The 13,948-nt window shown below is 52.8% G+C and carries 14 protein-coding genes; 10 read left to right on the top strand and 4 right to left on the bottom strand.

The features are described 5' to 3' along the window. The first annotated feature begins 9 nt into the window (after nt 1–9). The 7 genes from FNL37_RS01850 (at nt 10) to FNL37_RS01820 (ending at nt 6,425) form a co-directional block, all read left to right on the top strand. A complete protein-coding gene (locus tag FNL37_RS01850; protein ID WP_015831020.1) occupies nt 10–1,146 on the top strand; it encodes a D-alanyl-D-alanine carboxypeptidase family protein in 1,137 nt (378 codons plus the stop codon). A gap of 4 nt (nt 1,147–1,150) precedes the next feature. Further along, on the top strand, nt 1,151–2,023 hold the full coding sequence (locus FNL37_RS01845; protein WP_159354937.1) for a D-amino acid aminotransferase: 873 nt from the start codon (nt 1,151–1,153) through the stop codon (nt 2,021–2,023). Beyond that, a complete protein-coding gene (locus FNL37_RS01840) occupies nt 2,016–2,282 on the top strand; it encodes an HP0495 family protein (RefSeq protein ID WP_013443253.1) in 267 nt (88 codons plus the stop codon). Before FNL37_RS01845 ends, FNL37_RS01840 begins: the two co-directional genes overlap by 8 nt. A 2-nt stretch (nt 2,283–2,284) precedes the next feature. Continuing rightward, complete coding sequence (lipB, locus tag FNL37_RS01835) at nt 2,285–2,926, top strand: lipoyl(octanoyl) transferase LipB (protein WP_159354936.1); 642 nt, start codon at nt 2,285–2,287, stop codon at nt 2,924–2,926. After that, the gene (gene lipA, locus FNL37_RS01830) at nt 2,923–3,903 is read left to right on the top strand and encodes a lipoyl synthase (RefSeq protein WP_159354935.1); all 981 of its coding nucleotides are present in this window, start codon (nt 2,923–2,925) and stop codon (nt 3,901–3,903) included. Before lipB ends, lipA begins: the two co-directional genes overlap by 4 nt. Before the next feature lie 611 nt (nt 3,904–4,514). Next, nucleotides 4,515–5,915, top strand: a complete 1,401-nt coding sequence (locus FNL37_RS01825) for a sensor histidine kinase (RefSeq protein WP_159354934.1) — start codon at nt 4,515–4,517, stop codon at nt 5,913–5,915. A 48-nt stretch (nt 5,916–5,963) separates the two neighbouring features. After that, complete coding sequence (locus FNL37_RS01820) at nt 5,964–6,425, top strand: response regulator transcription factor (RefSeq protein WP_159354933.1); 462 nt, start codon at nt 5,964–5,966, stop codon at nt 6,423–6,425. A gap of 58 nt (nt 6,426–6,483) precedes the next feature. On the opposite strand, the gene FNL37_RS01815 is transcribed toward FNL37_RS01820, so the two are convergent. Next, nucleotides 6,484–7,020 carry a DUF11 domain-containing protein gene (locus FNL37_RS01815; protein ID WP_015831025.1) on the bottom strand — a complete coding sequence of 179 codons (537 nt, stop codon included), beginning with the start codon at nt 7,018–7,020 and terminating at the stop codon, nt 6,484–6,486. Between the two features lie 528 nt (nt 7,021–7,548). Beyond that, nucleotides 7,549–9,036: an aminotransferase-like domain-containing protein gene (locus FNL37_RS01810; protein WP_041370206.1), complete on the bottom strand. Its 1,488-nt coding sequence runs from the start codon at nt 9,034–9,036 to the stop codon at nt 7,549–7,551. Between the two features lie 484 nt (nt 9,037–9,520). On the opposite strand from FNL37_RS01810, the gene FNL37_RS01800 reads away from it, so the two are divergent. Beyond that, a complete protein-coding gene (locus tag FNL37_RS01800; protein ID WP_015831030.1) occupies nt 9,521–11,392 on the top strand; it encodes a methanol/ethanol family PQQ-dependent dehydrogenase in 1,872 nt (623 codons plus the stop codon). A 110-nt stretch (nt 11,393–11,502) separates the two neighbouring features. Here FNL37_RS01800 and FNL37_RS01795 read toward each other — a convergent pair whose 3' ends face one another. Then, on the bottom strand, nt 11,503–11,736 hold the full coding sequence (locus FNL37_RS01795) for a DUF2171 domain-containing protein (RefSeq protein WP_013443261.1): 234 nt from the start codon (nt 11,734–11,736) through the stop codon (nt 11,503–11,505). A 275-nt stretch (nt 11,737–12,011) separates the two neighbouring features. Here FNL37_RS01795 and FNL37_RS01790 point away from each other — a divergent pair, with 275 nt between their 5' ends. Beyond that, the gene (locus tag FNL37_RS01790) at nt 12,012–12,338 is read left to right on the top strand and encodes a hypothetical protein (protein WP_015831031.1); all 327 of its coding nucleotides are present in this window, start codon (nt 12,012–12,014) and stop codon (nt 12,336–12,338) included. A gap of 77 nt (nt 12,339–12,415) precedes the next feature. Further along, nucleotides 12,416–12,607, top strand: a complete 192-nt coding sequence (locus FNL37_RS01785; RefSeq protein ID WP_013443263.1) for a hypothetical protein — start codon at nt 12,416–12,418, stop codon at nt 12,605–12,607. 30 nt (nt 12,608–12,637) lie between these two features. On the opposite strand, the gene FNL37_RS01780 is transcribed toward FNL37_RS01785, so the two are convergent. Further along, the gene (locus FNL37_RS01780) at nt 12,638–13,948 is read right to left on the bottom strand and encodes a phosphoribosylamine--glycine ligase (protein WP_159354931.1); all 1,311 of its coding nucleotides are present in this window, start codon (nt 13,946–13,948) and stop codon (nt 12,638–12,640) included.

The following is a 13,948-nucleotide window of genomic DNA, read 5'->3' as shown; positions in this document are numbered from 1 at the left end:
TAGGAAGCCATGTCTTATATTTCACGCATTTTCACCCTGGTTGCCACTGTTTGCAGTCTCACTGTGCAGGCCGCCGAGATTCCACCACCGCCTTCACTCGCAGTTAAGTCCTATGTTCTGCGCGACTTCAACAGCCAGTCCACCATCGCCCAGCAAGCCGGCGATGAGCGCGTAGAGCCAGCTTCACTGACCAAGCTGATGACGGCTTATCTCTCCTTCAAGGCCGTGAAAAATGGCCATCTGCAATTGACCCAGACGCTGCCAATCAGCATCAAGGCCTGGAAGGTGGAAGGCTCCAAAATGTTTGTTGAGCCTAATCGCCCAGTCACCGTGGATGAGCTGCTGCATGGCATGATCATTCAGTCTGGCAATGATGCATCCATTGCGCTGGCGGAAGGCATTGCGATCACCGAAGAAGCCTTTGCTGACCTGATGAACAAGGAAGCAGCACGCCTGGGCATGAAAAATACCCATTTCATGAATGCCACGGGCCTGCCTGATCCACAGCACTACACCACGGCGTATGACCTGTCGCTGCTGGCATCGGCGCTGATCCGCGACTTCCCTGAAGATTACAAGCGCCTGTATTCGCAAAAGCAGTACAGCTACAACAACATTACCCAGCCTAACCGCAACCGCCTGTTATGGCTGGACCCCTACGTTGACGGCATGAAAACCGGCCACACCAAGACCGCTGGCTACTGCCTGATCTCATCCGCCAAGCGCGGCGAAACGCGCCTGATTTCCGTTGTGCTGGGCACGCCTTCCGATAGCGCCCGTGCGACTGAAAGCCAGAAACTGCTGAACTATGGCTTCCAGTTCTATGAATCACACCTGGTATACAAGCGCGGCCAGCCAATCAACCAACTCAAGGTCTGGAAAGGCCAGGATAATCTGGTGGCTGCCACTGTCCCCACTGACCTGTCGATCACCCTGCCCAAGGGCGAATATGCCCGTGTCAAAGCCAAGGTGACCAGCCGTCAGCCTTTGATCGCGCCGATCAGCGCCGGGCAGGACGTCGGCACCATTGAGTTTTTCCTGGATGACAAGCTGATCGACAAGCGCACGCTGGTCGCTGCCAAGAACGTAGAAGTTGCCGGCCTGTTTGGTCGTCTGTGGGATACCATCAAACTCTGGTTTGCCTGAGTTCATGTCGCAGATCGTGTACCTGAACGGCGCCTTCATGCCGATAGAAGAAGCCCGCATTCCGGTACTCGATCGCGGCTTCATCTTCGGCGATGGCGTGTATGAACTGATCCCGGTTTACTCGCGCCACCCCTTCCGTTTGCAAGAGCATCTGCGCAGGCTGAGCACCAGCCTCAGCAGTCTGCGCATACCCAATCTGTATGACAGCGCCGCCTGGAGCCGCCATGTGGAAGAGCTGGTCAAGCGCAATGAAGCAGAAGACCAGTCCATCTACATTCAGGTCACGCGCGGGCCTGCACCACGCGACCATGCATTTCCTGCGCATGTGGAGCCTACCGTTTTCATGATGAGCAATCCGTTGATCACGCCGCCTGCGAGTCTGGTGGAAAGCGGCGCCGTTGCCATCAGCAGCCAGGATATCCGCTGGGATCATTGCGACATCAAAGCCATCTCATTGCTGCCCAATGTGTTGCTGCGCCAGATGGCCGTCGACGAAGGTGCGGTGGAAACCATTCTGTTCCGCGATGGCATGCTGACCGAAGGCGCTGCCAGCAATATTTTTGCCGTGGATAAAGGCGTGATACTGGCGCCGCCCAAAGACCAGCACATGCTGCCTGGCATTACCTACGATGTGATTCTGGAACTGGCCGAGAGCGAAGGTATCCCCGTTGATATTGGCTATTTCCCTGAAGCGCGCATCCGTAGCGCCGATGAGCTGTGGATGACCTCTTCGACCAAGGAAATCCTGCCCATTGTGCAGCTGGACAACACCCCCATTGCAAACGGCCTGCCCGGCCCCATATTCAAGCGCATGTATAAAGCGTATCAGCTTTATAAAAACCACATTATGCGTAGCGCGGAGACACCTCATGGCTGATCAAGACACTCTGATTGAATTCCCTTGCGACTTCCCCATCAAGGTCATGGGAGAAACGCATGAGACCTTTTCCGACACCGTGGTGGACGTTATCCGGGTGCATGCGCCTGAATTCGACGCTACACGGGTCGAGATGCGCGCGAGTTCTGGTGGACGCTACATCAGCCTTACCTGCTATGTTTACGTCACCTCCAAACCACAGCTCGACGATATTTATCGCGCATTGACTTCACATCCTAGCGTCAAGGTTGTGCTCTAAGCATGCCCTTGCATATTCGCCGGCTCGGCCTGAGCGGGTATGAAGATACCTGGCATGCGATGCAGGACTTTACCGCCCGCCGCGACGCCGACACGCCCGACGAGTTGTGGCTTACCGAGCATGCGCCGATCTACACGCTGGGACTCAACCGTCGCGATGCGACGCCGCCCCTGCGCAATGACATTCCGCTGCTGCCGGTCGACCGTGGTGGCAAGATCACCTACCACGGCCCCGGGCAAGTGGTGATGTACCTGCTGCTGGACCTTGCGCGGCAAGGCTGGACCATACGCGATGTGGTCAATGCCATGGAACAAAGCATCGTCGACTTGCTGGCACAGCATGGGGTCACCGCCTACGCCCGCGCTGACGCCCCCGGCGTTTACGTAGGCGATGCCAAGATCGCCTCACTGGGCCTGCGCATCAAGCAGCAGCGCTGCTATCACGGCCTGGCATTGAATGTGGACATGGACCTGGCCCCCTTCAGCGCGATAGACCCTTGCGGCTATAAAGGCATGCCCGTTACGCAAACACGTGACCTGGGCCTGCCCCTCACCCCCACGCAGGCTGGCGAGCGCCTGCTGGAATTGCTGGCGGGCAAGCTGGGGTATACTGAAAACGAATTCTTGAGAACCGAAGCCCTATGAGCGATACCCTGGAAATCACCCCGCCCCCCGCCACGCCGCCGCGCAAGGTAGCGGGCGTCAAGGAAACCGGCGCGGCCAAAACAGCGCGTATTCCCATCAAGATTGTGCCGCAACCCGCCATGCGCAAGCCGGAATGGATACGCATGAAAGTGCCGGACAGTGCGCGCTTTCAGGAGATCAAGCAGGTATTGCGCGAGAACAATCTGCACACGGTGTGCGAAGAGGCATCCTGCCCCAATATAGGGGAATGCTTCAGCGGCGGCACTGCCACCTTCATGATTCTGGGCGACATCTGCACGCGCCGCTGCCCGTTCTGCGATGTTGCACACGGCAAGCCACTTGCGCCAGATGTTAACGAACCAGAAAACCTGGGGCGTACTATCGCGCAGATGCGTTTGCGCTATGTCGTCATCACCAGTGTAGACCGCGACGACCTCAAGGATGGCGGCGCGCAGCATTTTGTCGATTGCATAGAAGCGGTACGTCGCTATTCCCCTGCAATCCAGATCGAAATTCTGGTACCGGATTTTCGTGGGCGCCTTGACCGTGCCATGGAGATTCTTACCCAGGCGCCACCGGATGTGATGAATCACAACCTTGAAACCGTGCCACGGCTTTACAAACAGGCACGCCCAGGCTCGGACTATCAGAACTCACTCGACCTGCTCAAAGCCTTCAGCGAACAACATCCCAATGTCCCAACCAAGTCTGGCCTTATGCTGGGCCTGGGGGAAACCGACGAGGAAATCCTCGAAGTTATGCGCGACTTAAGAAAGCATGGCGTAACCATGCTGACACTGGGGCAATACCTGCAACCCAGCCCACACCACCTTCCCGTATTGCGCTTCGTCACCCCTCAACGCTTTGCGCAATTTGAGCAAGAAGCGCTGGCCATGGGCTTTACCCATGCGGCATGCGGCCCCATGGTGCGCTCCTCTTACCACGCAGATCAGCAGGCTCACGCAGCGGGCGTATAACAACAAACATAGGGCTGGTGGAGTTGCAAAACTGCGCCAGCCTGACCGCCCGCATCCACTGCGCTTAACGAGCTCTCGCTTAAGCCAACGCCACACACTAAATATCCCCTGACGCATCACTCGCAAAAAAAAACCGTTGAACCCACCATCGTTAGCAATATTCGCAGCGGGAAATGACTAAAAATTAAATTTTATTAAATAGCTCGCCAGCACATTTTGCTCAAGATTGATGAAGCACGGATTTCCTGAAATATAAACTTCACAAATAACTTCCCCACCATAGTTGAATAGGTATTTTATGCATCAAAATTTGTTCACTAAATTTCAAAAAGATATTGTCAAGATATAGATATATTGAAGAAAGTCATTAAGGAGAATTTCCGTAGAATTATTACCAAAATAATCTACATTATTACTCGACTTAAAATTAACAATGGGAGAAGTCAATGTGCGAAATATTTAATCAGCTTTACACAATAAATCACTCAGTAAAAACAATTAAAGGAGAATAATTCTTGCTTTAACACCAACACTGCCCCAAGGGGATATTACCCTGCAGGGCAGACCCATCTAATGTTCAAGAACTCAAGAATAAAAATCCCTGGGCTACCATGCACCACGATCCTGCACACTTTGATTTGTTATTAACGTCGATTGCAAATTACCTGCTCCCTATTGTCATGTGGGCATTGATGGGGAATAGACGCACCGCAGGCACTCACTGCTGGTGCCTGGGGCAATGGATACTTGCCGGGCTGCTGCTGGCAATAGGGATACACGATACCGCTGGAGGAGTGGAGTCGAGAATCGGGTTTCTTGTGATCAATGTGGCTTTTATTTTTTGCGCCCAGGCACTGCAGATGGAGCTTGGCAAAAAAATGGACATAAAAATTCCCCTGTTTTTTTCCATCGCGGTTTATCCATGCTTCGAATTGACGCGTCAATATGGTGAGGGTGCACTCATTATTGCCTTTATTCAGTTTGTGTACGCAAGCTGGCTTTGCTACCTATCCTTTCTTGCCTTCAGCATTTACAAGCAAAAAAACGTCCAGAGTGCAAAGTGGCTAGCCTATACCTACATCCCGGCCTTGCTGGGCATGTTGCAGCTTTCCAGCCTGGAGGGCCTGCATGCCAATGCGTTTTACACACTTACACATGAGCATATTGTCTTGTGCGGATTGCTGTTATCAGCCGTGATCAGCCAGTTCGTATACCTGGTCATGTTTTTTGAGCTCCACTCGGCCAATGCTGCGACAGCCAAAGCCCTCCCCCATGACCTCTCCACCGGGAACTCCCCGGAAAAAAACATGCTGCTTTCCCAAATTGCGCGCTCAGACCGGCAAAAGATCCTGTCCGAGCTAACACCTTACCTCGCCCATGAAATCAGCCAGCCAGTGTCCACCATCCTGCTCGAAGCCCAGCTGACAGAACGCCTGCTGCTTCAATCAACCCATCCAGACCCGGATATTGTCTCTGCCGCCAAACGCATCACCCTCTCGGCGCAAGTTGCATCGCGCATCCTCAGCAATATCCGTTCATTTATCAAACCAACGGCTACCACGCCCACCCAGGTGGATTTAGTGGAACTGATCGCGTCTGCTTATGAGCTGATCTCCGCCTATGCAAAGAAGTCGGATGTGGATTTCCTGTTCAGCATCTCGCCCAAGCGCATCATGGTATTGGGCGATTCCGTCCCCCTTACCCAGGTGTTGATCAATCTTTACCGCAATAGTATTGATGCCTGCAAAACCTCTAGCACAAGGTTGGTGTATGTGAGCGCGGGGATAGAGGATCAACAACCATGCATAGAAATACGAGATACCGGGCCGGGCTTTTCAGACCCAAGCGCGGCGGGGACGGCGTATCTCACCACCAAGGAAAATGGATTAGGCCTGGGGCTGGCTATTTCCAAATCCATCATCCTGGAGCACGGCGGTGACATTCAATTTACGAACAATGAGGAAGGAGGAGCAAAAGTCACCATACGATTCAATAAGCAGATTAGCGTATAGCAATACATCCATTTTTAAGAATAATTAAACGGGAAAGTATGTATCAATATGGAATCTATTAACACTAATAGCAAAAATGTCATCATCATTGATGACGATCCAGCATTTAACACATCCATCTCGCGCTTTCTCACACTCACGGGATACAACTGTCACGTGTTTGATTCTGCCATCGGGGTAATCAATTTCATTAAACAAAGAGAAGAGCTTTTCACTTCTCCTTCTTGCATCATTTGCGACAACCAGATGAGCGGAATGACGGGGCTAGAACTGCAGGACGCGCTGCACGACACCAACATTCATCTCCCTTTGATTTTAATCAGCGGTGCCAGCGATGTGCACGAAGTGGCCAGCGGATTTCGAAAAGGAGCGATTGACTTCCTGATTAAACCGCTGGATGCAAAAAAACTGGAAGAGGCCTTGCCTGGAATTTTTCCAGAAATCCTTGGTAGGCTTACAGTTTTCACTTTAATTTCTCCCAAAGTGGTTAAAGATGAGTTCGGCTACTGAAGAGATGCCAGAACGGATTACACGAACAATTGCCATCGCTTGAATGCCCTTCCAAGCATCACTTTGCAGTGGACTTCACCGCCGCCAATGCCGGAGTCTTGGCAGAAAATGCCTCGACCTTGGCACGTGCGACGACTTCAACCGAAGCGCCAGGTGCCAGGGTGCCAAGGTCCCAGCGGACGTGACGGTATTCGTTATAGGGGACCAATTTGGTGGTCCCATCAGATTGTTTTTTTGCCAGGGGCTCGCGGCTGTATGTTGCGTCTTCTGCAGCCACGACTGCATTGCGTGATGGTTTTGCGCTGCTGGCCTGATATTCAAGGCCATCAGGAATGGGGAGATTGGCGATCAAACCTTTAACTGGCTTGTCTGTGACGTTCTTGTAAGTAACGCGGTACTCAATAACGTCATTGGGTTTTACAGAGGAGGCCTCGATGCGCTTCTCGATGCCTTTTTCATCCTTGATGACTTTGTTCTGGATGAGATTAACGGTCACGGCTTGTTGAGATGCGGTAGCAGCTGAGACTGGCGCCTCAGCGAATGACACCTGTACTGCCAACATGCATAGAACTGCTACTAATAATCTGGATTTCATATGAACACTCCGGAGGGATTTATTTACGATGCGGAGTATTCCCAGATACAAAAACAGGATAAATAGCCCCAAGGGGCAATGTGGCGGATGGAAATTTAAGAAAAATGGGCTTGGCAGAGGGGGTGATACACCGTGATTACTCGCTTACTTTCCGCATCCGAAAACACGGCTGAGTGCTCACTGTTCGAGCATTTTTAGACTGTCACAATTCTGAAACCCAACTTTACTCATCGGGTTGATCAGTTAGTTAAAATCTCTCAAAAATGAAATGAGAATAAACTTACAACATGATGATTTTAATTAATTTAATTAGATTCAATGCACAAATGGCATTCATCAGAAAACGCAGGAAGAAGAAAAGCTGAAAATGAGGCGAAGGAATAAAAAATGGCTTTTTTTGCCAGTGAAAAAATTGACGGCGACTGTATGTATATTTTTTTGCTGAGGAGCGTTTTTTCAGCCGTAAGGAAGTGGCTGTTTTCAGCCATCTTTCAGGAGGGGTAGTTTCTTGTTTTTTAGTGACCTAAATCACTCACCAAAGGGAACCAGAATTTGTTTGATTTTCTGGATAAGTTCTTTCATTTGAAAATCATCCAGATGTGAATATCCAAGCAGCAAACCTGGCACTCTGCCGCTATCACCGGCATAGTGGATATGCTGGATCAGCTGAATGCCCGCTTGCTCGGCTTTATCAATCAACTCCTGAACCGGGACAGGTGTTTTCAGGGTCAGCCAGAAAAACAGGCCGGCCTCTGGCATATGAAACGACACCAGATCATCCAGCTGCTCTGCCAGCAAATTTGCCGTATTGAGTCGGCGAAGGTTGTAGATGCGCGAGGCACGACGCGCAGTACGATGAAACTCCCCGGTCTGGATAAGCTCGGTGATTGCGGATTGACTGACGGGATCATCCACTTGGCCCATCAACTGACGTTGGCGCGCACATTTATCAATAAACTGGGGAGTATTGGCAATATAGCCGACTTGCCTGTCTGCAGGCAGGATGCTGGGCAATGCGCCTATGTAGATGATGCGCTTGCGCATATTGCCCGTCGCCACTGGCGCCATGGCGGGTCGATTGAAATAGAGTTGCTGGGAGTAATCCGCCGCGAGGATGTGAAAATTGAGTTCCTCAGCCAATCTGAGTAGGCGCTTGCGTCGCGAAACCGGCAGAGAGACTGTGGTGGGGTACTGCACCTGATGCGTCACGAAAATGGCCTTGACCGGATGGTGTCGGCACAGCATTTCGACATCGTCATCCCTTACACCGGCGCCATCCATATCGGCGAACAGAATACGCGCACCCAATGACTCGAAGACACTGAGTGCCTCGGATGGGCACCATCGCTCAAAAATGACGTAATCACCTGGCGAGATAAGTGCGCGCGCACTGATATAGATGCTCTGTTGCAAACCGCGTGTCAGGCAAAGATGCTCAATGCCAACATTGAATCCACATTCCTCATGCAACAGGGAGGCGACAGCCTCCCGGAAGATGGGCTGCCCTTTGTAATCGGGTGTATCCATCGTGGCAGTGCGCGCGACTTTTGCCATGGCCCGTTTGGAGGCCCGGATATATTTGTCATAGGGAATTACGCGTTTGTCTGGCAAGCCCTCACTCAACAGCAGCATGTACTTTTGCGTTGGTAAGGTGGTCATGGCCTGGCCATGGGATGAAAACGCCAGATCTTGCTCAGGCACTTCCAGCAGCTGGGTTTTGGCAGGGTATGGAAGCGCCTCGGAAACAAAGGTGCCGCGGCGATGCTGGGTGGTGAGCCAGCCTTGTGCAATCAGTTCATCGTAAGAAAGCACAATGGTTTTGCGATTGACGTTCAGCATGGCAGCCAGCTCGCGACTACCGGGCATGACCGTTCGGGGCGGCAAGCGGCCCTGGCGGATTTTTTCGATGATCTGCTCAGCAATCTGCAGATACAGCGCGGTACCTGGCTCAAAGGGCCTGAAGTCTATATTCAGGTTCCAGGTGCGCCGCATTTCCGGGGCAACGGATGGCATCATGCGGGGCATGCCTTTTGCACCTTGAGGTGATCAGGAATGATCAGATTTACAACATCCAGCATGGAACATTTCATTGTGAAGTCAGCTTATGAATTGTCGCTCATTGGCCGCTGTTTTAAATGTAGCAATTTGTATATCAAATGTTACAATTTGTACTTGTTGTGACTGCCGTTTTTGCATGTAGTTCGGCATGTCAACCGCGCTCAAGCCCGCCTGATCGCCCTGCCAAGGCAATCACTCTTCGTGAGATGCAGCATGCTGCCACCTATTCACTGCACCTGGCCCATGTGATTAATATCACACTGGACCATGTGGACCCCAAAAGTTATTTCATCTGGCTCACGCCATCCAATTTACGTTTCGTTACAGTCCTTCGCTTCAAACCTTAATTCTCGTTACATATTAAGGTTTGGTCAGAAAAAGGGGCTCAACCCCGTTACCCCAGCTATGGTGGCGCAAGACTTAAACAATGGAGATTTTAAAGATGAGCAAGATGAAATTGGCACTGGGCGCCGTGGTCGGTATGACCGTTGCCCTGCCCATGATGGCATTTGCTGCAGCCGACCAGGAAGCCGCAATGGCTAACCCTGCCAACTGGGCTGGCCCACGTGGTCAGTACAATGGCCAAGGCTACAGCACGCTGAACCAGATCAACAAATCCAACATTAAGAGCCTGAAATCCGCATGGACTTTCTCCACCGGTGTTAACCGTGGTCACGAAGGTTCCCCACTGGTGATCAATGGTGTGATGTATGTGCACACTGCGTTCCCGAACAACGTTTACGCGCTGGACCTGAACGACAACCAGAAGATTCTCTGGACTTACTTCCCCAAGCAAGACCCATCCGTACAAGCTGTTCTGTGCTGCGATAACGTCAGCCGCGGCCTGGGATTTGGCGATGGCAAGATTTTCCTGCAACAGAATGACGGCATGCTGGTTGCCCTGGATGCCAAGACCGGCGCCAAGATCTGGGACGTAAAGAACACAGACCCCAAGCTGGGCGCCAGCAACACCAACGCACCTCACGTCTTCAAGGATAAAGTGCTGACCGGTTGCTCTGGTGGCGAATTCGGCGTGCGCTGCTTCCTGGCCGCTTACAACCTGAAAGATGGTTCGCTAGCCTGGAAAGCTTACTCCACAGGTCCTGACAGCGAAGTGCTGATCGGCGAAGACTTCAACAAGGCTAACCCGCACTACAACGCGCTGTCTGTTTACCAGGACGTGAATGGTGGTAACAAGGAAGGTGGCTCGTTCAAGGCACTGACCAAGGACCAGCTGAAGTACCCTGAAAAAGAACTGGGCACCCGCACCTGGCTGAAGCCACAAGCCACCAAGAATGGCTGGGAACACGGCGGCGGTTCCGTATGGGGCTGGTTCTCCTATGATCCAAAACTGAATTACGTGTACTACGGTACTGGTAACCCATCCGTCTGGAACCCTGACGTACGTCCTGGTGACAACAAGTGGTCCATGACGCTGTTCGCACGTGACTTGAATACCGGCATCGCCAAGTGGGGCTATCAGATGACCCCTCACGACGAGTGGGACTATGACGGCATCAACGAAATCGTGCTGTTCGACAAGGGCGACAAGAAGTACGCTTTCCACACTGACCGTAACGGCTTCAACTACACCCTGGACCGCACCAACGGCACCCTGCTGGTGGCTGAGAAGGCTCACCCCTTCATCAACTGGGCAACCAAGGTTGACCTGAAGTCTGGCGTGCCACAAAAGGATGCGCGCTACTCCACACACGAAGACTACAACGCCAAGGGTATCTGCCCAGCCGCGCTGGGTGTCAAGGACCAACAGCCTATGGCTTACTCGCCACGGACTGGTCTGATGTACATCCCACTGAACCACGTTTGCATGACTTACGAGCCAGTGGAATCCAAGTATGTGGCTGGTCAGCCATGGGTGGGTGCAAGCCTGACCATGTTTGCTGGTCCTGATGGCGTAATGGGCGGTTTCGAAGCCTGGGATCCATTGAAGGGCAAGGCCGTCTGGTACAACAAGGAGAAGTTCTCCTCATGGGGCGGCGTACTGGCAACAGCTTCTGACCTCGTGTTCTACGGCACTCTGGAACGTGACTTCAAGGCAGTGGATGCACAAACCGGCAAGCTGTTGTGGAAGTTCCAAGTTGGTTCTGGCGTGATCGGCAATGCCTTCACCTACAGCAACAAGGGCAAGCAATACGTTGGCGTACTGTCCGGTATCGGCGGTTGGGCTGGTGTTGCGATGAACCTGGGCCTGGATAACGACTCCGACGCACTGGGTGCAGCGGGTGGTTACAAGGAACTGACCAAGTACAACGCTGCTCCTGGCGGCGGTGCACTGAACGTGTTCAGTCTGTAATCAAGCGGCTGTTTCAATCGCCTGGCAACAGGCATTGATAAATAAAAACCCGCCTCACATTGAGGCGGGTTTTTTTATGGCGTGAAACTATACAGCCACGAGCCGTGGCTTCAGTTGGGCTGTGTCAGCCATTCCGACACTGCGCGCTTTTCGTCGCACGAAAGTTTCACTTCAGCATTATCGGTAGAAGCCACCCAGTCCTTGGGGATGTAATGATGCTGGCCCTGCTCATCCTTGGTGAGTTTGATGAGATTGGTACCCTCGAGACCATCGACGGTACCCACTTTGGTGTTCTGGGCGGAAAGCACCGGCATGCCGGGCAAAATAGCATGAGAAACTGACATATCAAAACCTCCATATCGTCTAAAAATCATCTGGTAAACAGTGCTGTTGCATGCGGACATGCAAACCATGCATTCACAATGACAGATCAGACGCATGCTCAGCGAGAGAGTCAGCTCCTATAGTGCTGTAGGACTTTGTTAGCCCGTTTCGCCCGATTTAGATTTTCCTACAGCACAATAAGAAATACCTTGATGTTGCCCGTCGCGCTTAGCTTTCACGATACATCCTTGCACAGTCAATACATTCCATAACTCAAGACTTCAAGGAGAGCATCATGAAAACCAATATCCATGGAAAACACCTAGTCCTTGGCATCCTGCTCGCATGCCTGCAAACGCCATTGGCCTTTGCCGGAGGCACCAACAGTGGCTCGAATACCAACGCCACCCCGGGCGATAACAGCACCTCCACATCGACCCCGGCCGACGGCAGTGGCAGCCAGCGCAAGGGCACCCACCAGCCAGAAAAAACACAAACCCCAAAGCGTTCGGATGAATTGAATTCAAACCGCGCCGGAACAGGAACAAGCAGCAGTTCTGGCACCGGCAGCAGCTCGTCTGGCAGTTCCAGTGGTTCAGGCAGCAGCTCGGGCTCGCATTAAGCAAGCACTTGCCGCCTGCGGGGTTTCTGGCAGGCGGCAGTCAACAATTCAGCCAATCTCATTTCAGGAGAATACGTATGGGTTTGTTCTACATAAGCGCGTGGGATAAATCCGCCCATCGTGATACCCCCATCTGGGAGCATTCGCTGTCTGCCAAGGATATTGATGAAGCATATCGCGTAGGCAAAGCGCAATTTCAAACCGAACGGCCAGAGCTGGACCTGCGTCAGTTCCGATTTGAGGCCACCTGGGGTTCTGTTGAAAAGTAACAGCGCAAAGGGGGTATATAGAACGCATGATCAGGCGTCGATATATCCCCATTTGCGCAACAGCTCCAGCTCGCCATTCGCCAGGCGCCGACCTATATCGTTGCGGTAACGCACATTCGGCACAATCACCTTGCCCGCCAGCGCATAAGCACTGGCGTTGGCTTGTTGCACCGTCAAACCGGTGCCGGTCGCCACGCAGATGTAGCCGCTCACGCCACTGGTCACCAGATAGTCCCCCACCTTCTCCACTTCCGCCAGAAACACGCGCTGGCGCTCTGCATCGCTGATGTCTGGATGAAAAAGCACAGGCATGCCCTTGGCCAGCTGCTCGTAACCATAGGCATAGGGGAAAGGCGGCACGGTCAGCACCACGCCAGTCGCAAAGCCCGGTGCAGTCTCCAGGGTGGTGGAATCAATATCCAGCATGGTTTTGAATATGGTGGCCCAGGACTGGCGATGCAAAGCACTGCAGATGGCAAATCCGGGGTAACCAAAGCGGCTGGTGAATTCCAGCGGCCAGATATGCGATTCATTCACGATCATGTTCAGATTGATATAGCCACAATAGCCGCTCTCGGCGAGTGCCTCTTCCAGATGCGCCAGGGTGCGCTTGAACAGCGACTGTCCACCCGTGTAAGTCACCACTGTGCCCATCTCGCCGGTCAATTCGCCGAGGTCACCCGGGAAGAAATGCTTGTGCTCCCAATCAAGACAGACCGGTGACAAAAAGCGGGTACCATTGAAATACGCGCCTATGCCCATCTCTATGCCCTGCACATGCTCCATCAGCATGAAATCCACCGGCGAAGTCTCGGTAGCAGGTGAGTGCTGACGATAAAACTCCAGCAGGGCGATGACATCACTGCCATCATCCAGCGTTCCGACAAAATTGCGTGTGCGCTCGCTATCCGCACCATTGCTTTTGTATACATAGCGGGCGGGGTGGGTTTCGATAAACCGTATCGCCGCCTCCATATCGTAAAAGCGCTCGCAACGCGCTATCTCCAACCCCATGTCCTGCATGACCTGCTGCCCAAACAGCCTATCCCCTTCCAGGCGATCGCCGTATGCGCTGCCGCCAATCACATTAAATCCATCGCGCCGCAATGCATCCTGCCACTCGCCTTTGGTCGCAGACTCAAACACGATGCAGCCCTCCTGGCCTGCTTCGCGCACCCAGTCCAACTCATCGTGCCAGTCATCGGTAAACGGCAGGAGGCCGCGATGTATGCCGCGATAGGCTTCATCTTCCACCCATACCCGTACCTCGTGCCCTTCCTGCACCAAACGGCTGTACATGCCAGCAAGGTCACAATATTCGCCTATCCCCAATATGCGCAT

Origin of the sequence: Methylovorus glucosotrophus, assembly GCF_009858335.1 — a bacterium.
GTDB lineage: Bacteria > Pseudomonadota > Gammaproteobacteria > Burkholderiales > Methylophilaceae > Methylovorus > Methylovorus glucosotrophus.
Note: the sequence above shows the minus strand (reverse complement) of the source record. Positions and strands in the feature narration are given on the sequence as shown.